The sequence below is a fragment of the Rhizobium sp. LjRoot30 genome (assembly GCF_964253915.1).
Taxonomy (GTDB): Bacteria; Pseudomonadota; Alphaproteobacteria; order Rhizobiales; family Rhizobiaceae; genus Metarhizobium.
Genome location: NZ_CAXUSG020000015.1, coordinates 42,106 through 59,373, shown reverse-complemented (window position 1 = coordinate 59,373; position 17,268 = coordinate 42,106). Strand labels below are relative to the sequence as shown.

The 17,268-nt window shown below is 64.4% G+C and carries 15 protein-coding genes; 8 read left to right on the top strand and 7 right to left on the bottom strand.

Going from position 1 to position 17,268, the window contains the following annotated elements:
- Window positions 1-24 precede the first annotated feature (24 nt).
- Window positions 25-507 (top strand): MarR family winged helix-turn-helix transcriptional regulator, encoded by a 483-nt coding sequence (locus tag ACSQ3I_RS23565; RefSeq protein ID WP_436002971.1) that lies wholly within the window; start codon window positions 25-27, stop codon window positions 505-507.
- A gap of 65 nt (window positions 508-572) precedes the next feature.
- On the opposite strand, the gene ACSQ3I_RS23560 is transcribed toward ACSQ3I_RS23565, so the two are convergent.
- The 4 genes from ACSQ3I_RS23560 to ACSQ3I_RS23545 all read right to left on the bottom strand — a co-directional run bounded on the left by ACSQ3I_RS23560 (window position 573) and on the right by ACSQ3I_RS23545 (window position 6,757).
- The gene (locus ACSQ3I_RS23560; RefSeq protein WP_436002969.1) at window positions 573-1,301 is read right to left on the bottom strand and encodes a L,D-transpeptidase family protein; all 729 of its coding nucleotides are present in this window, start codon (window positions 1,299-1,301) and stop codon (window positions 573-575) included.
- A gap of 207 nt (window positions 1,302-1,508) precedes the next feature.
- Entirely contained in the window at window positions 1,509-3,134 is a 1,626-nt protein-coding gene (locus ACSQ3I_RS23555; RefSeq protein ID WP_436002967.1) for a cisplatin damage response ATP-dependent DNA ligase, read from the bottom strand.
- 253 nt (window positions 3,135-3,387) lie between these two features.
- Entirely contained in the window at window positions 3,388-4,398 is a 1,011-nt protein-coding gene (locus ACSQ3I_RS23550) for a ligase-associated DNA damage response exonuclease (RefSeq protein WP_436002965.1), read from the bottom strand.
- Between the two features lie 58 nt (window positions 4,399-4,456).
- Window positions 4,457-6,757: a putative bifunctional diguanylate cyclase/phosphodiesterase gene (locus ACSQ3I_RS23545; protein ID WP_436002963.1), complete on the bottom strand. Its 2,301-nt coding sequence runs from the start codon at window positions 6,755-6,757 to the stop codon at window positions 4,457-4,459.
- 265 nt (window positions 6,758-7,022) lie between these two features.
- Here ACSQ3I_RS23545 and ACSQ3I_RS23540 point away from each other — a divergent pair, with 265 nt between their 5' ends.
- Both ACSQ3I_RS23540 and ACSQ3I_RS23535 read left to right on the top strand, forming a co-directional pair.
- Window positions 7,023-8,387, top strand: coding sequence for a TIGR03808 family TAT-translocated repetitive protein (locus tag ACSQ3I_RS23540; RefSeq protein WP_436002961.1), 1,365 nt, complete (start codon window positions 7,023-7,025; stop codon window positions 8,385-8,387).
- A 172-nt stretch (window positions 8,388-8,559) separates the two neighbouring features.
- Window positions 8,560-9,219, top strand: a complete 660-nt coding sequence (locus tag ACSQ3I_RS23535) for a glutathione S-transferase family protein (protein WP_436002959.1) — start codon at window positions 8,560-8,562, stop codon at window positions 9,217-9,219.
- On the opposite strand, the gene ACSQ3I_RS23530 is transcribed toward ACSQ3I_RS23535, so the two are convergent.
- Window positions 9,179-10,138, bottom strand: a complete 960-nt coding sequence (locus ACSQ3I_RS23530) for a LysR substrate-binding domain-containing protein (RefSeq protein ID WP_436002957.1) — start codon at window positions 10,136-10,138, stop codon at window positions 9,179-9,181. The two genes, ACSQ3I_RS23535 and ACSQ3I_RS23530, sit on opposite strands and share 41 nt — an antisense overlap.
- A gap of 128 nt (window positions 10,139-10,266) precedes the next feature.
- On the opposite strand from ACSQ3I_RS23530, the gene ACSQ3I_RS23525 reads away from it, so the two are divergent.
- From ACSQ3I_RS23525 to ACSQ3I_RS23515, 3 genes are all read left to right on the top strand, one after another.
- Entirely contained in the window at window positions 10,267-10,464 is a 198-nt protein-coding gene (locus ACSQ3I_RS23525) for a hypothetical protein (RefSeq protein ID WP_436002955.1), read from the top strand.
- A gap of 36 nt (window positions 10,465-10,500) precedes the next feature.
- Window positions 10,501-10,836, top strand: a complete 336-nt coding sequence (locus tag ACSQ3I_RS23520) for an MmcQ/YjbR family DNA-binding protein (RefSeq protein WP_436002953.1) — start codon at window positions 10,501-10,503, stop codon at window positions 10,834-10,836.
- 83 nt (window positions 10,837-10,919) lie between these two features.
- Window positions 10,920-11,699, top strand: coding sequence for a L,D-transpeptidase (locus tag ACSQ3I_RS23515; RefSeq protein WP_436002951.1), 780 nt, complete (start codon window positions 10,920-10,922; stop codon window positions 11,697-11,699).
- A gap of 270 nt (window positions 11,700-11,969) precedes the next feature.
- On the opposite strand, the gene ACSQ3I_RS23510 is transcribed toward ACSQ3I_RS23515, so the two are convergent.
- Complete coding sequence (locus ACSQ3I_RS23510; RefSeq protein WP_436002949.1) at window positions 11,970-13,487, bottom strand: ABC-F family ATP-binding cassette domain-containing protein; 1,518 nt, start codon at window positions 13,485-13,487, stop codon at window positions 11,970-11,972.
- A 613-nt stretch (window positions 13,488-14,100) separates the two neighbouring features.
- Here ACSQ3I_RS23510 and ACSQ3I_RS23505 point away from each other — a divergent pair.
- Window positions 14,101-14,757 carry a DUF2161 domain-containing phosphodiesterase gene (locus tag ACSQ3I_RS23505; protein ID WP_436002947.1) on the top strand — a complete coding sequence of 219 codons (657 nt, stop codon included), beginning with the start codon at window positions 14,101-14,103 and terminating at the stop codon, window positions 14,755-14,757.
- Between the two features lie 269 nt (window positions 14,758-15,026).
- Here the strand turns inward: ACSQ3I_RS23505 and ACSQ3I_RS23500 are convergent, their stop codons facing one another.
- The gene (locus ACSQ3I_RS23500) at window positions 15,027-16,595 is read right to left on the bottom strand and encodes a helicase HerA-like C-terminal domain-containing protein (RefSeq protein WP_436002945.1); all 1,569 of its coding nucleotides are present in this window, start codon (window positions 16,593-16,595) and stop codon (window positions 15,027-15,029) included.
- 219 nt (window positions 16,596-16,814) lie between these two features.
- Here ACSQ3I_RS23500 and ACSQ3I_RS23495 point away from each other — a divergent pair, with 219 nt between their 5' ends.
- Window positions 16,815-17,210, top strand: a complete 396-nt coding sequence (locus tag ACSQ3I_RS23495) for a hypothetical protein (RefSeq protein ID WP_436002943.1) — start codon at window positions 16,815-16,817, stop codon at window positions 17,208-17,210.
- Window positions 17,211-17,268: the final 58 nt, after the last annotated feature.

The following is a 17,268-nucleotide window of genomic DNA, read 5'->3' as shown; positions in this document are numbered from 1 at the left end:
CTGCGACAATGGTGGCACGTGACAATGACGGTGAAACGACGAGGCGCAGCAATGGAACAAGCGGTTTTGGACAAGCATCTGGTGCTCGACCGGCAGCTCTGTTTTGCCGTCTATGCCACGGCACACGCCTTCACCCGCACCTACAAGCCGCTGCTCGATCCGCTCGGGCTCACCTATCCGCAATATCTGGTCATGCTGGTGTTGTGGGAAAAGGGCGAGGTGCCGGTCAAGGCGATCGGCCAGTCGCTCGATCTCGATTCCGGTACGCTGTCACCGCTGCTCAAGCGGTTGGAGCAGGCGGGCCTGATCACCCGCCTGCGCGACGTCAATGACGAACGGCAGGTGCTGGTGCGGGTGACGGAGAAGGGGCTGGAGCTGAAAAAGCAGGCGGCCGACGTGCTGGGCGCCATCGGCAAGGCGATTGGCTGCGACATCGACGAGATCGACGCTCTTCGCCAGCGCCTGCATGATCTGCGGGCGCAATTGCAGTCGGCGCAGGACGGCTGACCGCTTCTTGTTTGGAAATACAAAAGCCCCGGCAGCGTCACGCTGCCGGGGCTTTTTCATGAGTCTTACTGCCAGACGACGATACGCGCCTTTTCCGGCACGCGGTCGTAAAGGTCGATGACATCCTGGTTGATCAGCCGCACGCAGCCGGAGGAGACGGCCTTGCCGATCGAATTCCATTCCGGTGAGCCGTGCAGACGATAAAGCGTGTCCTCGCGGTTCTGGAAAATGTAGAGCGCGCGGGCGCCGAGCGGATTGGTCAGGCCCGGATCCATGCCGCCGTTTTCGATGGAATATTTCGCCAGTTCCGGCTTGCGGGCGACCATTTCGTTCGGCGGCTTCCAGCGCGGCCATTTTTGCCGCCACCAGATCACGCCTTCGCCCTGCCAGGCGAAACCCTCGCGGCCGATGCCGACGCCGTAGCGCATCGCCGTGGCGCCGCCCGATTCGACCAGATAGAGGAAACGCGCTGCCGTATCGACGACGACGGTGCCGGCTGGCTGGCCCGTGGTGTTGCTCACCCGCTGGCGATAGAATTGCGGCGGGATCTGCTGGTAGGGGACGGCGGGGATGATGAAACCGCTATCTTCCATCTCGCCATAGATGAGATCGAGTTCGGCGGAGCGCGGCGTGTATTCGACGCTGCCGGGAATTTCCGGCCGGGTGAAGGCAACGGTGCGCACCGGCATCACCGGCGGCCTGGAGGAGGAGGCGCAGCCGGCCAGTGTGGAAGCGGCGGCCAACCCGGCAAAGGAAAGAAAGCGGCGCCGGGAGAGGGGATGAGGATCGTTCATGGCAGGAAGACAAAATCCGTGGGACGACATTGCGCATGCGACATGGAAACGGTTGGTGGGGCCGCTTGGTTCCCTGCCACAGCAAGAATGTTGCCACCCTTACCCCAGCAGGATTGGCCGATCCACCGGCGATGGCCGATAGTCACACAGAAGTGTTGTTAGTTTATTGATCGTTATGGCGAAATAGCGGCGAGCGGGAACGCCCTCTCACTCGTCGGTCGCATCGCCGTCGATCATCGCCATCAGCGTTTCCAGCCGGTCGGCCTCGTAGGGCGGCTTGTCCTCACGCAGCCGGGCGATGCGCGGAAAACGCATGGCGACGCCGGATTTGTGGCGGGTCGAGCGATTGATGCCCTCGAAGGCGACCTCCACCACGAAGCCGAAATCGCGGGTGGCGCGGATGGCGCGCACGGGACCGAAACGGTCCGTCGTATTGTTGCGCACGAAGCGGTCGAGCTGTTCAAGCTCGGCGTCGGTGAAGCCGAAATAGGCCTTGCCGACCGGCACCAGCTGGTCCGTACCGTCCAGCTCGGTCCAGACGCCAAAGGTGAAGTCGGAATAATAGCTGGAGCGCTTGCCGTGGCCGCGCTGGGCATACATCAGCACGGCGTCGATATTGTAGGGGTCGCGCTTCCACTTGAACCACGGCCCCTTGGCGCGGCCGGCCTGGTAGGTGCTGTCGAGCCGCTTGATCATCACCCCTTCGATGACCGGATCGGGCGGCGCCTTGCGCAGGTCGTCAAGTTCTGCCCAGCTGCCGAACGGCACCCGCGGCGACAGGTCGAAGCGGTCGTGCTGGGCGCGGTCGATGACGGCGGTCAGGCGTTCGCGGCGCTGGAGATAGGTTTCGCCGCGCACGTCGACATCGCCGGCAAACAAAAGGTCGTAGGCACGGATGAAGGCCGGGTATTCGTCCAGCATCCGGCCGCTGACCGTCTTGCGGTTCAGCCGTTGCTGCAGGTCGCCGAAGGTGCGTGTCGGATTGTTGGAGCGCGCCGTGCCGCCGACGAGAAGTTCGCCATCGAGCACGCCTTCGAAATCCATCGCCTCGATGATATCGGGGAAGGTACCGGAGATGTCGTCGCCGCTGCGGGAATAGAGCCGCCGCTCGCGGCCGAAGCCGGTCAATTGCACACGAATCCCGTCCCATTTCCATTCGGCGGCGAAATCGGCAGGATCGAGGCCATCGAGATCGCCGTCGCCGACCGGCGTCGACAGCATCACCGAATGGAAGATCGCCGGCGTCGCCAGCACCGGCCTGTCCGTCTTGCCCTCCAGCCAGGCAAACAGCGGTTCATAGGGCGGGGCGAGGCCGTGCCAGAGTGTTTCGATCTCCGTCACGTCCTTGTCGCCGAGATCGGCCAGCGCCTGCTTGGCAAGCCTTGCCGAGACGCCGATGCGCAACCCGCCGGTGACGAGCTTCAGGAAAGCGAAACGGCTCGACGTATCCAGCCGGTCGAGCAGGCTGCGCACATAGGAGCGCACTTCGGTGCGGCCAAGCCCGTTCATCTCGCGGATCACCGTGCCGAGGCGCGGCTGCAACGGGTGTTCGGCATCGCTCTCGCGATCCCAGACAAGCGAGATGGTTTCGGCGAGATCGCCGACATAGTCGTAGGAGTAGCGGAACAGCACCTCGTCCATGCGTTCGAGCACCAGTTCGCGCAACATGGCCGGCTTGACGCTGCGCACCTCCAGCGTTCCGGCAATGGCAGCAAGCCCGTAGCCGCGATCCGGGTCGGGGATGTCGCGAAAATAGTCGGTCAGGAGTTTCAGCTTGCCGTTGCGGGAGGGGGTGAGCACGAGGCGGTCGAGCAGGGTCGCGAAGGCTTTCATCGGCGCGTCCTTCCGGATGCTGCCCGAAGCTGTGGGGGGCTGTGGGGTAAGCCTTGGCGCCGGCCCCTCACCCTAACCCTCTCCCCGCAGGCGGGGAGAGGGTTAGGGTGAGGGGCCCACGATGGGTTCATGGGACCGGCAAGGGCGCCGCATATGCTCTTCTCCCCGCTTGCGGGGAGAAGATGCCGGCAGGCAGGTGAGGGGCCTGCACTTGCAGACACGCGGCGGAGTTCGAGACGCAAAACTCCCATCCTCAATCCCCCTCATCCTCATAGCCGACAAGATGCAGCGGCCGGGCGGCGATGCCCTGGAGTTCGCACCAGCGCACCAGAGCCTCCTCGCGGCCATGGGTGACCCAGACCTGCTGCGGCGCGATCTCGCGGATGGTCTGCGTCAGTTCCGGCCAGTCGCAATGGTCGGAGATCACCAGCGGCAGTTCGACGCCGCGCTGCTTGGCGCGCTGGCGCACCATCATCCAGCCGGAGGCGAAGCTCGATACCGGATCGGAAAAGCGCCGCGCCCAGCGGTCGGCAAAAGCCGAGGGCGGTCCGACGATGACGGCGCCGCGGAATTCGTCCTGATTGCCGCGCTCCACCGTCGCCGGCCGCAGTTCGCCGAGATCGATGCCCTGTGCCTGGTAATAGTCGCACAGCTTGGTGAGCGCCCCGTGGATGTAGATCGGCTCGCCGTATCCCGCCTGCCGCAGAAGCGCGATCACCCGCTGCGCCTTGCCGAGCGCATAGGCACCGACGAGATGGCTGCGCTCGGGAAATTGTTTCAGCGAGGTGATGAGCTTGCCGATTTCGGCACGCGGATCGGGATGGTGGAACACCGGCAGGCCGAAGGTCGCCTCGGTGATGAAGACGTCGCAGGCGACTGGCTGATAGGGGGCGCAGGTGGGGTCGGCGCTGCGCTTGTAGTCGCCGGAGACGACGATGCGCGTGCCGTCCTTCTCGATGGCGATCTGCGCCGAACCCAGCACATGGCCGGCCGGATGAAAGCTGACGGCAACGCCGCCGACATCGAGCACGGCTCTGAGGTCGACCGCCTGTTCGCTTTCGCAAAAATCCTCGCCGTAACGCAGCTTCATGATGTCGAGGGTCTGGCGGGTGGCCAGAACCGCCCGGTGGCCGGAGCGGGCGTGGTCGGAGTGACCGTGGGTGATGAGTGCACGGTCGACCGGCCGCACCGGATCGACATGGAAGGCGCCGGCCGGGCAATAGAGGCCTTCCGGCGTCGGGAAGAGCAGTTTTTCAGGTCGCATGCCGATAGAGATAGCAACGATCCCGGCTTATGCCAGAGGGGCTATGCCGGTCGCAGCATCAATGCTGCGCCAGAAGCTTTTCGATGGCTTCGGGCGTCACCGGCCGCGAAAAATGGAAACCCTGCACCTCGTCGCAGCCGCTGTGGCGCAGATAGGCCATCTGCTCGGCATTCTCGACCCCCTCGGCCACGACGCTGAGTTTCAGCCCCCGGGCGAGGCTGATGACGGCCGCGGCGATGGCCGCCATGGTCGGGTCATGCGGCAGGGCCTCCACGAAGGAGCGGTCCATCTTCAGCCGCCGCACCGGAAACATCTTCAGCGCCGCCAGGTTGGCATAACCGGTGCCGAAATCGTCGATCGACAGGCGAACGCCGAGTTTTTCGAGTTCGCCCATGGTGGCGAGCGCCCGCGGCATATCCTGGCTGATGGCATTCTCGGTCAATTCCAGCTCGAGGAATTGCGGCTCCAGTCCGCTGTCCTTCAGCGCCACGCTGACCTGATCGACCAGCATCGGGTCGCAGAACTGGCGTGCGGAAACGTTGACGGCCATGACGACCGGCGGCAGGCCGAGGTCGCGCCAGCGCTTGTTCTGCCGGCAGGCGGTCTTGAGCACCCACAGGCCGAGCGGCAGGATCAGGCCGCATTCTTCCGCAAGCGCGATGAAGCTTCCGGGCGCCAGCACGCCGAGGCGGGGATGGTTCCAGCGTACCAGCGCCTCGACGCCGCGAATATGGCCGGAGGCGACATCGATCTGCGGCTGGTAGTCGAGAAACAGCTGGCCGCCGGCAATGGCGGTGCGCAGCTCTTCCTGCAGGTTGAAGCGCTCCGCGACCCGGCTGCCGCCGTCATTGCGATGTACCTGCAGCAGATCCCGGCCAAGCTCCTTGGCGCGGTACATCGCCGCATCGGCGCTGGCGATCAGCTCCTCGGCCGTTTCGCCATCCTCGGGAAAACTGGCGACGCCCATGCTGCAGGTGGTGGCAATCGTCACACCGTCGATGACGATCGGCCGCGAGATCGAGCGACGCAACTCGGCGAGCCGCGGCAGGATATCGCCCTCGCCACGGGACTGGTTGGCAAAGACAAGCACGAATTCGTCGCCGCCGAGGCGCACGACCAGATCGGAGGCGCGGGTGAATTCCAGCATGCGCGCCGCCACGTGGCGCAGCAGTTCGTCGCCGGCATTGTGGCCGTAGGTATCGTTGATCGGCTTGAAATTATCGAGATCGACATAAGCGACGATGACGCGCTGGCCGCTGATCTTGGCCTGGTGCAGCACGTCGGCGATCTTGTCCTTGAAATAGGTACGGTTGGGCAGTCCCGTCAGCGCGTCGTGATGCGCCATGAAATGGATGCGGTCTTCGGCGCGCTGGCGCTCGATGGCAATGCCGGCGATGTGCGTCGCCATCGCCACCAGCTGCATCTCCTTTTCGGTCGGATGGCGCACGCTGCCGGAATAGAGCGCCAGCGTTCCCAGCACATTGCCCTGATGCGTCAGGATCGGCGTCGACCAGCAGGAGTGCAGGCCGTATTGCGCCGCAAGGTCGCGGAAATTCGCCCAGCGATAGTCGTTCAGCACGTCGCTGACGATGACCGGTTTCCCGAGCCAGGCTGCTGTGCCGCAGGAGCCGACATTCGGCCCGATGGCAATACCGTCGATCAGCTTGTTGTAGGCCGACGGCAGGCTCGGTGCTGCGCCCTGATGCAAGGACTTGCCTTCCGGATCGAGCAGCAGAACGGAAGCCTGGATGTTGTCGAGCTGCTCTTCCACCAGCAGCACCAGCGCCTCCAGGATGGCGGACAGCGGCTCGCTGCGCGCAATCATTTCCAGGAGGTTGGCCTGGCCGCTGCGCAGAGCCTCTTCGCGTTTGCGGGTGGTGATGTCGCGGGCGACGCCGATCAGCCCGACAATCCGGCCGGTGCGGTCGCGCAACGGCGTCTTCGAGGTCAGCCACCAGGCCTGGCGTCCGTCCGGTGTGACCAGCGCTTCCTCGATGTCCAGTTCGGCGACGCCGCGCGCCAGCAATGCCTGCTCGCTCTCGTAAAATCCGGCAGCGACATCGGCGGGAAACAGATCGAAGTCGGTCTTGCCAACAAGGACGCCTGCCGATGCCAGGCAGTTGTTGCGCTTGGTCGCAAGGTTGGCAAAGACAAAGCGGCTGTCGAGATCCTTCACATAGATCTGGTCGGAAATCTGGTCGAGGGCGGCAGCGAGGACAGGCCATGCCTGATCGCCGCCATGGACCTCGTTGTTGTCGAGGAGCGCTTCGGTTGCCGCCACAAGTCGTCTGGTCTGTGCTTGAAAGGTTTCTTCGTCGCCATCCGGCACACAAGCACGCCGTATTCCGGTCTCGCCCATTCCGTGTTCCAACCTCGCGCCGTCAACCTCGAATGTCGTCCGCCCCGGCGATGGATGCTTCCACCGACTATACGGGCCATTTCCTTACTCTTGTTTAAGAGCGATACACGGTAAGCGACTCAGCGGCGCCGATCATAGCTGAAATGCAGAAAGCCGAGAGCTTTTTTCGCCCAAAGTTTATCGTTTGAAATGATCTGTTCCAAAACGGTACGTTTGTCGTTGGCATGAATTCTGCTTGTCGATCCGGGCAATTCTGGAGAAAACCATGCCGTCACGCCGTCAACTTCTGGGAATACTGTGGGGCGCCGCCTTTTTGCCGCTGGCGGCCAGACATGCCGACGCTCTTGAGTTGACGCCGGTCGACCTGCGCGGGCCGATCGATGCAGCGGAATACGGCGTGCTGCCGGGAACGGCGGACAACCAGAGCAAGCGTTTCGAAAAGATGCTGCGCAAGGCAGCGGCCAGCGACGTGCCGGTCTTCCTGCCGCCCGGCACCTACCGCCTCTCCAACATCGACCTGCCCGACAACACCCGCATCACCGGCGTCCCCGGCGCCTCGCGCATCGTCTATACCGGCGAGGGCCACCTGTTCATGGCAGATGGCCTGCGGCGCGTGCAATTGTCCAATATCGTCATCGATGGCGATAACCGCTGGCTGGGAGACTATGCTGGCGCTCTGGTGCAACTGCGCGGCGTCGCCGAAGTCGTGATCGACAATTGCGAGATCGCCGGCAGCCGCAAGCATGCCGTCCAGATGGAACGCTGCGGTGGCCGCATCGAGCGCTCGCATATTTCCGGAGCGGCCCAGGCGGCGGTCTATGCAGTCGAAAGCACCGGCCTGTCGGTAACCGGCAACACGATTTCGGATTGCGGTAACGGCGGCATCCTCGTGCATCGCTGGACCAAGGGCGAGGACGGCACGATGATTTCCGGCAACCGCGTCATGCGGATCGCCGCCACCGCAGGCGGCACCGGCCAGAACGGCAACGGCATCAACATCTTTCGCGCCGACGGCGTGATGATCGCGGGCAACCATGTCTCCGATTGCGCCTTTTCGGCGATCCGCGCCAATGCCGGCTCGAACGTACAGATCACCGCCAACCAGTGCCTGCGCTCCGGCGAGACGGCGATCTATTCCGAATTTGGCTTCGAGGGCGCCGTCGTCACCGGCAATCTGGTCGATGGCGCCGCCAACGGCGTGCTGATCGTCAATTTCGACGAGGGCGGCCGGCTCGCCACCGTCGCCAACAACGTCATCCGCAACCTGTCGCTGACCGGACCTTATGAACATGACGGCGCCGGTTTCGGTTTCGGCATCGCCGTGGAAGCGGATACCACCGTCAGCGGCAACGTCATCGAGAACGCCGGCAAATGGGGCATGATGCTCGGCTGGGGGCCATACCTGCGCAACATCATCGCCACCGGCAACATCGTCCGCAACGCGCCGGTCGGCTGTGCCGTCTCGGTGGTCGAAGGGTCCGGCACGGCATTGCTTGCCGACAACCTGTTTCAGGAAACGCCCGACGGCGGCATCGTCGGCTTCCGCTGGAACGAGAAGACCACCGGAGACCTGGCGTTGGCAGGCAATGGCGGGTTTGCGCACTTGACCATCGAGGGCAACCGGGTTTAGGCCGCCGCCGCCCCGTCTTGCCCTTCTCCGTCTTTTCGTCCTCAGGGAATTGGCCGCGTCAGAGCCTCGATCGATGATCGTCGCTGATCAGTCCATGCGAAGATTTCATCCTTCGCGCCGGTTCCGTTTTTCCCTTTCGCCGACTATCGTCCGGCAAAAAGAGGAGAGGACCATGCTGACGATTTATGGGGTTTACCGCTCGCGGGCTGCGCGCAACTACTGGATGGCGGCCGAGCTTGGCCTGGATGTCAAATCCGTGCCGGTGGTCCAGGCGCGCCGGCTTGCCGATCCGTTTGATCCCAAGGCGCCGCTCAACACCCGTTCGCCGTCCTTCCTGGAGATCAATCCGCTCGGCTTCATTCCTGCTATCGACGACAACGGGCTGGTGCTGACGGAATCGCTGGCGATCAACCTCTATCTCGCCCGCAAGCATGGCGGCCCGCTGGCGCCGCAATCGGTGCAGGAGGAGGGGTTGGTGACGATGTGGACCCTGTGGGCGGCCACCGAGGTGGAGCCGCATTCGGTCAAGGTCGTGCTGGCCTACGACAACGGCGTCGAAACGAGCGAGGACGGTCAGCTGACGCTGAGGCTCGCCCGCCGCGGCCTCAAGCCGGCCTTCGCATTGCTGGAGGCGCATCTTCAGCAACACAACTGGCTTGTCGGCGATCGTTTCACCGTGGCCGATCTCAACGTGGCGGAAGTGTTCCGTTATGCGATGACGGAAAAGGAGTTGTTCGACGCCGCGCCAAAAGTCGCCGCCTGGCTGGGGCGGTGCCAGTCCCGGCCGGCCTTCAAGGCGACGATGGCGATCCGCGCCGCGGAGGCTTCGTAGGGTTTGCGGCCGGCGGACCGTCGAAACCCAGCTTCTCCATCGACAGGGCGATTTCTTCGCGCACCCAGGTCTTGAAGCGGGAGACTTTTGCCGGCTCGCGTTCGCCCGCCGCCGTGATGAAATAATGGCCGTAGCCGGTCTTGGCGCGCAGGCCGAACGGCGCCACCAGACTGCCGGTTTCCAGCGGATATCCGGCGAGCGTCTGCCAGGCGAGCATCACCCCCTGGCCGGCGACGGCGGCATCGAGGCAGAGCGAAGCATCGTTGAACACATGCCGCGTGTTGATGCCGGCACCCGGCAGCCCGGCCGCCTCCAGCCAGACGGCCCAGCTGAACATGGCGTGGTCGTCGATGACGGCCGGCAGGGCGAGCAAGTCTGCCGGTGTCTTGAGGCCTGCGGCGAGCGCCGGCGTGCAGACGGGGAATACCTCCTGCTCCAACAATAGCTCGGCGTTCACCTCCGGCCAGTTCCCGCGACCGACCCGGATGCAGATATCGACATCCCCCATGCCGGGATTGACCAGCGCCGTCGTCGCATCGATCCGCAGGCGGATGCCCGGGCAGCGCTCGGCGAACCTGTCGAGCCGGTGCACCAGCCAGCGGGCGGCAAAGACCGGCGCGACGGAAATGGTCAGCATCGAATCGTCGCGCGCCTGGGCGCGGCCGACCACTTCGGAGAGAATCTGGAAACCGGTCGTCAGCCGTTGCAGCAGCGGCGCGGAAAATTCCGTTGCCACCATGCCGCGCGGCGTGCGCTGGAACAGACTGCGGCCCAGCTGGTTTTCCGCCTTGATCACCTGCTGGCTGACGGCGCCAAGCGAGACGCCCAGCTCGTCGGCCGCCGCCTGCAGCGAACCCAGCCGGCCCACCGCCTCCAAGGCCTTCAGGCCGTTCAAATGTACGAGGTTCAGATTTTTCATATAGTTTTTCTATATCGGCTGCCTGATAAACTCAATTGCTTTGCCGACCGCATGGAGCGATGATTGCCACCATAGCCGGGCATCAACTGCCGGAACGGCAGTGTGCCTTTTCGACGAAGGATCGTCCGATGTTCAAGTTTTTCTTCAAGGAAACGCCGCAAGCGTCATCCTTTCCCCGCCCGCCGTGGTGCGGCGATCCGCTGCAGCATCCGCTTTTGCGGGACATGTCGCAACGCGATCTCGCCGACCTGCCCTTTTCGCCAGAGCCGCCGCCGGAAAAATACAGGCGCCTGGAGCAGGCCTCTCGCCCGGATCTCTGCCCTTGAGTACAATGCGCCGATGGCAGAAACCGGAGGCGCAACATGACCGAGGACGACATGGCCAGACTGTTTCGTCGCGTCGAGGCGGTTGCCGCCTCCGCCGGCCTGCCCGACCTTGAGGCTGGCACGTCCTACGGTACGCCCGCACTCAAATATCGCCGAAAGCTTCTCCTGCGCGTCAAGGACGGCGTCACGCTGGCTCTGGCCTGCGGTACCGTCGACGAAAAAGAACGGCTGATCGAGATGGCGCCGGATATCTATTACGAGACCGACCACTACAAGGGCTGGCCCTATGTGCTGATCCGCGCCGATGTCATCGGCGACGAGGAGCTCGGTCATCGGCTCATGGAGGCGCTGCAATGGCGCCGCGGTCGCTGACGCCGCGCGTCACGACAGCCTCGCGCCAGCCGCGTCTGGAATCATGGCGACCAGATGTCATCTGTTGCAAAAGCGGTAAGTCCATGATTTTCGATCACACCCCCGTTCGCCGGTCCCTGTCCGTTGCGGCGCTGTTGACGGCAGCGCTTGCCGTTGCCGGCTGCACCGACACCTCGCGCATGAATGCCGATGTCTTCCGCTACGAGACGGCACCGGTGTTTTTCCAGTCGACCGAGACGGCGCAGCCGCCGGCACGACGGACGACGCTTTACACCACGTCTTTCCACCAGACCTATGGCTTGCCGGTCTCCAATCCGGTGCACCTGGCCAGCTATGGGGCGACCGAGGATGACGGGCGGATGCTGCCTGCCATTCCTTACCGCTCGATCGATCCGCGCTACCTGCGCCAGGAGGTCGAATACCAGACGGCCGAAAAGCCGGGCACCATCGTCGTCGATACCAAGCAGCGTTTTCTCTACCTGGTGCAGCCGGGCGGCAAGGCGATGCGCTACGGCGTCGGCATCGGCCGTGACGGTTACGCCTGGTCCGGCCGCGGCGTGATCCAGTGGAAGCAGAAATGGCCGCGCTGGACGCCGCCCGACGACATGGTCGAGCGCCAGCCGGACCTGAAAATGTTCGCCTCCGCCAATGGCGGCATGAACCCCGGCTTGAACAATCCGCTCGGCGCCCGCGCCCTCTACATCTTCAAGGACGGCAAGGACACGCTGTACCGCATTCACGGCACGCCGGACTGGAAATCGGTCGGCAAGGCCACCTCTTCCGGCTGCGTGCGCATGCTCAACCAGGATGTCATCGACCTCTTTGAACGGGTTTCGGGCAAGAGCCAGGTCGTCGTTCTCTAAGGTTTTTCGATAAGACCTGCCGTTTCCCCGTGAACGGCAGGTCATCGCTTTTGTCGTGACGTCGCCTTTTTCCCTTCTCCCCAGCGGGTAGAAGGTGGCCCGAAGGGTCGGATGAGGGGGATACACGGCAAGATTTTCCCCTGTGGCACCCCCTCATCCCGCTGCCGCGACCTTCTCCCCGCGGGGGAGAAGGGGCAGGTGGCACCCTCTCGTGCCATCTGCGATAGCCCTGCCGTGAACGGCGAGACGATGCTCCAAGTCCGGTCGTCCTCACCCGAACGACGCAAAAAACGTCTCCGGTCCATCCATCTCCACCAGCCGCCGCCGCTCGATCAACCAGAAGCGATTGCCGACCGCCCGCACGAAACTGCGGTCGTGCGAGACGAGCAGGCAGCTCGCCTGCTGTTGCAACAGCTCGTTCTCCAGCGCTTCCTGTCCTTCGATATCGAGATGGTTGGTCGGCTCGTCTAGCAGATAAAAGTTCGGTTCGGTCAGCCGCAGCATCAGCATGCCGAGCCGCGCCCGCTGGCCGCCGGAGAGATGGCCGGCCGGTTTTTCCTGCATGTCGATGGCAATGCCGGCACCGGCGAGCAGGGTGCGCGCCCGTGGCTCGCCGAGGGCAAAGCGACGGCTCAGAAGGTGGAGCGGCGTCTCGTTGCCCGGCAGGTCGGCAAGGTTCTGGTCGGCATAACCGAGCACCAGCGATGGCGTCGGCTTGATGCCGTCCGTGACCGCGTGCGGATTTGCGATCGCCGTCCTCAGCATGGTCACCAGCCGCGACTTGCCGACGCCGTTTGCGCCGAGCAGCACGATCCGGTCGCCCTGGCAGATGAACTGCCTGCCGGTACGAAACAACAGCGTTCCGTCCGGCGTCGTCACCGCCGCATCCTCCAGCGTCACCAGCACCTTGGCATGCGTGCCGCGATTGGCAAGCCGGATTGCGCCGGCCGAGCGTTCCTGATGCGCCGGTTTTGCCGCCGTCTCCAGCTTTTCCGCCCGCTGCTTCAACTGCTTGGTCTTGACCACCAGGAGGTCGCTGCCGGAATTGATGCCGATATTGTTGAGTTTCGCCGCCTGCTGGCGCAGCTGCTGCGCCGTCTTCATGTCGCGCTGGAAGCGCCGTTCCTCGGCGGCATCGGCCTCGTCGAGCGCCGCGCGTGCCCGGCTGTAGGGCAGGGCGAAAAACTGCGAATGCTCCGGCCGCAGGAACAGCGTCCGGTTGGTGACGGCATCGAGGAAGGCGCGGTCGTGGCTGGCGACGATGACCGGCATGTCGCGGGGCAGGGCGTTCAGCCAATTCTCCAGCGCGGCGATCTTCGACAGGTCGAGATGGTTGGTCGGCTCGTCCAGCAGCAGCGCATCCGGCTCGGTGACGGCAACGCGGGCAAGCAGGGCGATCCGCTGCCAGCCGCCGCTCAACTGCTCGAGCGGGCGCTCCCGCAGTTCCGCCGGCACGGCGAGGTCGTCGAGCACGATGTCGACACGCCAGGTCTCGTTTTCCGCCTGCTCGGCGGGCAGGGCGGCGGCCACCGCGCCGTGGAAGGGCTTCGCCATAAGGTTCGGCGGCACCGTCTGTTCCATATGGCCGATGGTCAGGCCGCGCCCGCGGGTGATCTCACCGGTGGTGGCATCGGCGGTACCGGCGATGCAGCGCAGCAGCGTGGATTTGCCGCGACCATTGGCGGCGACGATGCCGAGGCGCTCGCCGCGGCCGACCGTCAGCGACAGGTCGGAGAAGAGGGTTTTACCCAGCGTGATGCCGAGGCTGCGGAGGGAAATAAGGGTCATGATCGTTCTCTGGTCTGACCGGCGATCAGTGCATCCGTGGCACCCGGCCATCGGTCGATGCAGTGTCGCGCGGCGAATGAAGAAGTGCAGGAGGTCACAAGCAAAACGCTTGGCGCTGCACGGGCCACGAGGGGCAGACCAGGAAGAGGGGGTAAAGTCTCTGGTCAGCCCTGCAAACGCATTTGCAGGGCCGCTTTCGGGCCAAACTGGCGATGCTGCCGGAAAAATGTCATCACGCAGCCCTCCATTCGGCTCGAGTTCGATGAGGGTTTTTAGCATCGGATGGATGCGAGTGCAACCGGGGGCATGTGATCGCGGAAACCCCCGGTATTCTGCGCCGAGGATGCGGCTTTCCCCTTCTCCCCAGCGGGGAGAAGGTGGCCCGAAGGGTCGGATGAGGGGGGAGGTCTGGCACCGAGTCTGCGGCAAGGCCCCCCTCATCTGCCCTCTGGGCATCTTCTCCCCACTGGGGAGAAGAGGGAACCCGCGGATGTCGTCAACCCGGTATCTTCGCATTGCAGCGGGGCGATCAGGAACCTGTCATTTGCACGTTAACCCCTGCAGTCTCACGTCATGCTAGGCTTGCGGCATTGATTCTCACCCTTCGGCCGCCATGGAAACGTCCCTCTATCTCCCCGTCAAAACCTTCCTCGAGGCCGCCGGCTACATCGTCAAGGGCGAGGTGGGCAGCTGCGATCTCGTCGGCTTGAGCGAGGGAGAGCCGCCGGTCGTGGTGGTCTGCGAGCTGAAACTGAGCTTTAACCTGGAGCTGATCCTGCAGGCCGTCGACCGCGCCGCCGCAGCGGATGAAATCTGGATCGCCGCCCGCGTTTCCGCCAAGGGCAGGGGCCGCGAGGCCGACCGCCGCTTCCGCGATCTCTGCCGCCGGCTGGGTATCGGCATGCTCGGCGTCTCGGATCGTGACGAGGTCAGCATTATCGTCAGCTCGGTTTCACCGATGCCGCGCACCAACAACAAACGCCGCTCCCGTCTTGTCGCCGAACACCGCAAGCGCCGCGGCGACCCGATGCTCGGCGGCAGCACCAAGGCGCCTGTCATGACCGCCTACCGCCAGCAGGCGCTCGCCTGCGCCGCGGCCCTTGTCGCCGGGCCGCTGCGCCCGCGCGACATCCGCCCGCAAGCGCCGGATGCGGCGAAGATCCTGCTCGGCAATGTCTACGGCTGGTTCGAACGCATCGACCGCGGCGTCTACGGCCTGACGGATGCCGGCCAGGCGGCGCTTGTGCGCTGGCCGCAGGCGGCGGAGTAGCTTTCGCGGTCGTATGGATTAAAGAGGGTGCCGCCTGCCTCCTTCTCCCCGGCGGGGAGAAGGTCGCGGCAGCGGGATGAGGGGGTGCCACGCGGGAAAGTCCTGCCGTATTTCGCCCCCTCATCCGCCTGTCGGCACCTTCTCCCCGCTGGGGAGAAGGGGATATGCCGCACCGCCTTCGCCAAACTCAACGTCGAGTGGGGCAAGTCCCCTGTCCCCGCGTGCGGGGAGAGGGCTAGGGTGAGGGGCCGCCGCCCCAGTCTTCTCCGTCACCGCCGCAAGCTGCCGAGAATACCGCGCACCAGCGCCCGCCCGACCTGGCTCGCCACGGTTCGCGCCACACTCTTCATCGCCGCCTCGACCACCGTTTCGCGCTGGTAACCGGAGGTGCGTTTGCGTGGTGCCGGATCGGCGTCGTCGTTTCGGTCGTTGCCGAAGCCGGGCAGGGTCCAGCGGCCGGCGGCGCTGTCGTCGTCGCCTTGTTGCTGCTGCTTTTCTTCCGCTTGGCGTTTGGCGGCTTCCTGGTCGGCTGCCTGCTTGGCGCGGCCGGCGAGAATTTCATAAGCCGACTCGCGATCGAAATCCTCGTCGTACATTTCGGCGACCGGGCTGACCGCGATCACCTTCTTGCGTTCCTCGTCCGTCACCGGGCCGAGCCGCGAGGCCGGCGGGCGGATGAGGGTGCGTTCCACCATCGACGGCGCACCCTTGCCCTCCAGCGTCGAGACCAGCGCCTCGCCGGTGCCGAGCGTGGTGATGACGGTGGCGCAATCGAAGGCCGGGTTGGGGCGGAAGGTATCGGCAGCCGTCTTCACCGCCTTCTGCTCGCGCGGCGTATAGGCGCGCAACGCATGCTGCACCCGGTTGCCGAGCTGGGCGAGTACGGTCTCCGGTACGTCGAGCGGGTTCTGCGTGACGAAATAGACGCCGACGCCCTTGGAACGGATCAGCCGCACCACCTGCTCGACGCGCTCGATCAGCACTTTTGGCGCATCGGTGAACAAGAGGTGGGCCTCGTCGAAGAAGAACACCAGCTTCGGCTTGTCGGGATCGCCGACCTCGGGCAGTTCCTCGAACAGTTCCGACAGCAGCCAGAGCAGGAAGGTGGCATAAAGCCGCGGGTTCATCATCAGCTTGTCGGCGGCCAGCACCGAGATGGCGCCGCGGCCGTCATTGGTGACACGCATGATATCGGTGATCTTCAGCGCCGGCTCGCCGAAGAAATGTTCCGCCCCCTGCTGTTCCAGCACCAGCAGTCCGCGCTGCAGCGAGCCGACCGAAGATTTCGACACGAAGCCGAACTGGTTGGAAATCTCGCTGGCATGTTCGCCCATGTAGTTGAGCATCGCCTGCAGATCCTTGAGGTCGAGCAGCGGCAGGCCACCCTCGTCGGCGATCTTGAAGGCGATGTTGAGCACGCCCTCCTGCGCCTCGGTGGCATTCATCAGCCGGGCCAGCAAAAGAGGCCCCATCTCGGCGATGGTGGTGCGCACCCGGTGGCCCTTCTCGCCGTAGAGATCCCAGAAGATCACCGGGAATTCCTGAAAATCGTAAGGGCTGAGGCCGATCTGTTCGGCACGCTTCAGGAGGAAGTCTTTTGGCTCGCCCATGGCGGCGATGCCGGAAAGGTCGCCCTTGATATCGGAGCAGAACACCGGCACGCCGGCATCGGAAAAGGCTTCCGCCAGGATCTGCAGCGTCACGGTCTTGCCGGTGCCGGTGGCGCCGGTGATCAGGCCGTGACGGTTGCCGAATTTCAGGTCGAGATATTCGGGCTTGTTGATGCTGTCATCCGGATTGCGGCTGGCACCGATGAAAAGCTTTCCGTCCTGCAACATCAAACATTCACTCCCTTGGGCGTGCGGCGATGGCTGGGCCGCATCCGCAGCTTTTCATTGAATCATCTTCGTCCTGTTATAAGGATAGCATCGGATGCGGACAACCATCCGCTGGCCCTGATTCTGATGCTGCCGCAGGGTGGCCGAAACGGGGAGGGCGGCCAAGGTTCCGCGCCCCATCCATACCGCGCTCGCCGCGATCACAAAGGAGAGAAGCCCATGAATGAAATCGTCACACAGATCGCCGACAAGATCGGCATCGAGCCGGCGCTGGCGGAAAAGGCCCTCGGCATGATGCTCGGCTTCCTGCAGCGCGAGGCCGACGACGGCGCCGTGGCGCGGATGATCGAGGCGATCCCCGGCGGCGCCGATCTCGTTGCCCGCTTCAATGGCGAATCCGCCGGCGGCGGTGGCCTGCTCGGCTCGGTCATGAGCGCACTCGGCGGCGGCGGCGGCATCATGGGCCTCGGACAGCAGCTGATGAGCGAAGGCCTCGGCATGGGCGAGATCACGGCGCTGGCCCGCGAAACGATTGCAGCCGCCAAGCAATATGCCGGCGACGAGGTGGTCGACCAGGTGGTGTCTTCGGTTCCGGGGTTGAGCCAGTTCGTTTGAACTTTGCGCGGTAGGGCCCCTCATCCGCCTGCCGGCACCTTCTCTCCGCATGCGGGGA

What these genes read in the sequence shown, in the direction of transcription:
- ACSQ3I_RS23525 (WP_436002955.1), top strand. Translation starts at nt 10,267, where the DNA reads ATGTTCAAGTTTTTCTTCAAGGAAACGCCGCAAGCGTCATCCTTTCCC.
- ACSQ3I_RS23565 (WP_436002971.1), top strand. Translation starts at nt 25, where the DNA reads ATGACGGTGAAACGACGAGGCGCAGCAATGGAACAAGCGGTTTTGGAC.
- ACSQ3I_RS23495 (WP_436002943.1), top strand. Translation starts at nt 16,815, where the DNA reads ATGAATGAAATCGTCACACAGATCGCCGACAAGATCGGCATCGAGCCG.
- ACSQ3I_RS23555 (WP_436002967.1), bottom strand. Translation starts at nt 3,134, where the DNA reads ATGAAAGCCTTCGCGACCCTGCTCGACCGCCTCGTGCTCACCCCCTCC.
- ACSQ3I_RS23540 (WP_436002961.1), top strand. Translation starts at nt 7,023, where the DNA reads ATGCCGTCACGCCGTCAACTTCTGGGAATACTGTGGGGCGCCGCCTTT.
- ACSQ3I_RS23515 (WP_436002951.1), top strand. Translation starts at nt 10,920, where the DNA reads ATGATTTTCGATCACACCCCCGTTCGCCGGTCCCTGTCCGTTGCGGCG.
- ACSQ3I_RS23550 (WP_436002965.1), bottom strand. Translation starts at nt 4,398, where the DNA reads ATGCGACCTGAAAAACTGCTCTTCCCGACGCCGGAAGGCCTCTATTGC.
- ACSQ3I_RS23560 (WP_436002969.1), bottom strand. Translation starts at nt 1,301, where the DNA reads ATGAACGATCCTCATCCCCTCTCCCGGCGCCGCTTTCTTTCCTTTGCC.
- ACSQ3I_RS23530 (WP_436002957.1), bottom strand. Translation starts at nt 10,138, where the DNA reads ATGAAAAATCTGAACCTCGTACATTTGAACGGCCTGAAGGCCTTGGAG.
- ACSQ3I_RS23520 (WP_436002953.1), top strand. Translation starts at nt 10,501, where the DNA reads ATGACCGAGGACGACATGGCCAGACTGTTTCGTCGCGTCGAGGCGGTT.
- ACSQ3I_RS23510 (WP_436002949.1), bottom strand. Translation starts at nt 13,487, where the DNA reads ATGACCCTTATTTCCCTCCGCAGCCTCGGCATCACGCTGGGTAAAACC.
- ACSQ3I_RS23505 (WP_436002947.1), top strand. Translation starts at nt 14,101, where the DNA reads ATGGAAACGTCCCTCTATCTCCCCGTCAAAACCTTCCTCGAGGCCGCC.
- ACSQ3I_RS23500 (WP_436002945.1), bottom strand. Translation starts at nt 16,595, where the DNA reads ATGTTGCAGGACGGAAAGCTTTTCATCGGTGCCAGCCGCAATCCGGAT.
- ACSQ3I_RS23545 (WP_436002963.1), bottom strand. Translation starts at nt 6,757, where the DNA reads ATGGGCGAGACCGGAATACGGCGTGCTTGTGTGCCGGATGGCGACGAA.
- ACSQ3I_RS23535 (WP_436002959.1), top strand. Translation starts at nt 8,560, where the DNA reads ATGCTGACGATTTATGGGGTTTACCGCTCGCGGGCTGCGCGCAACTAC.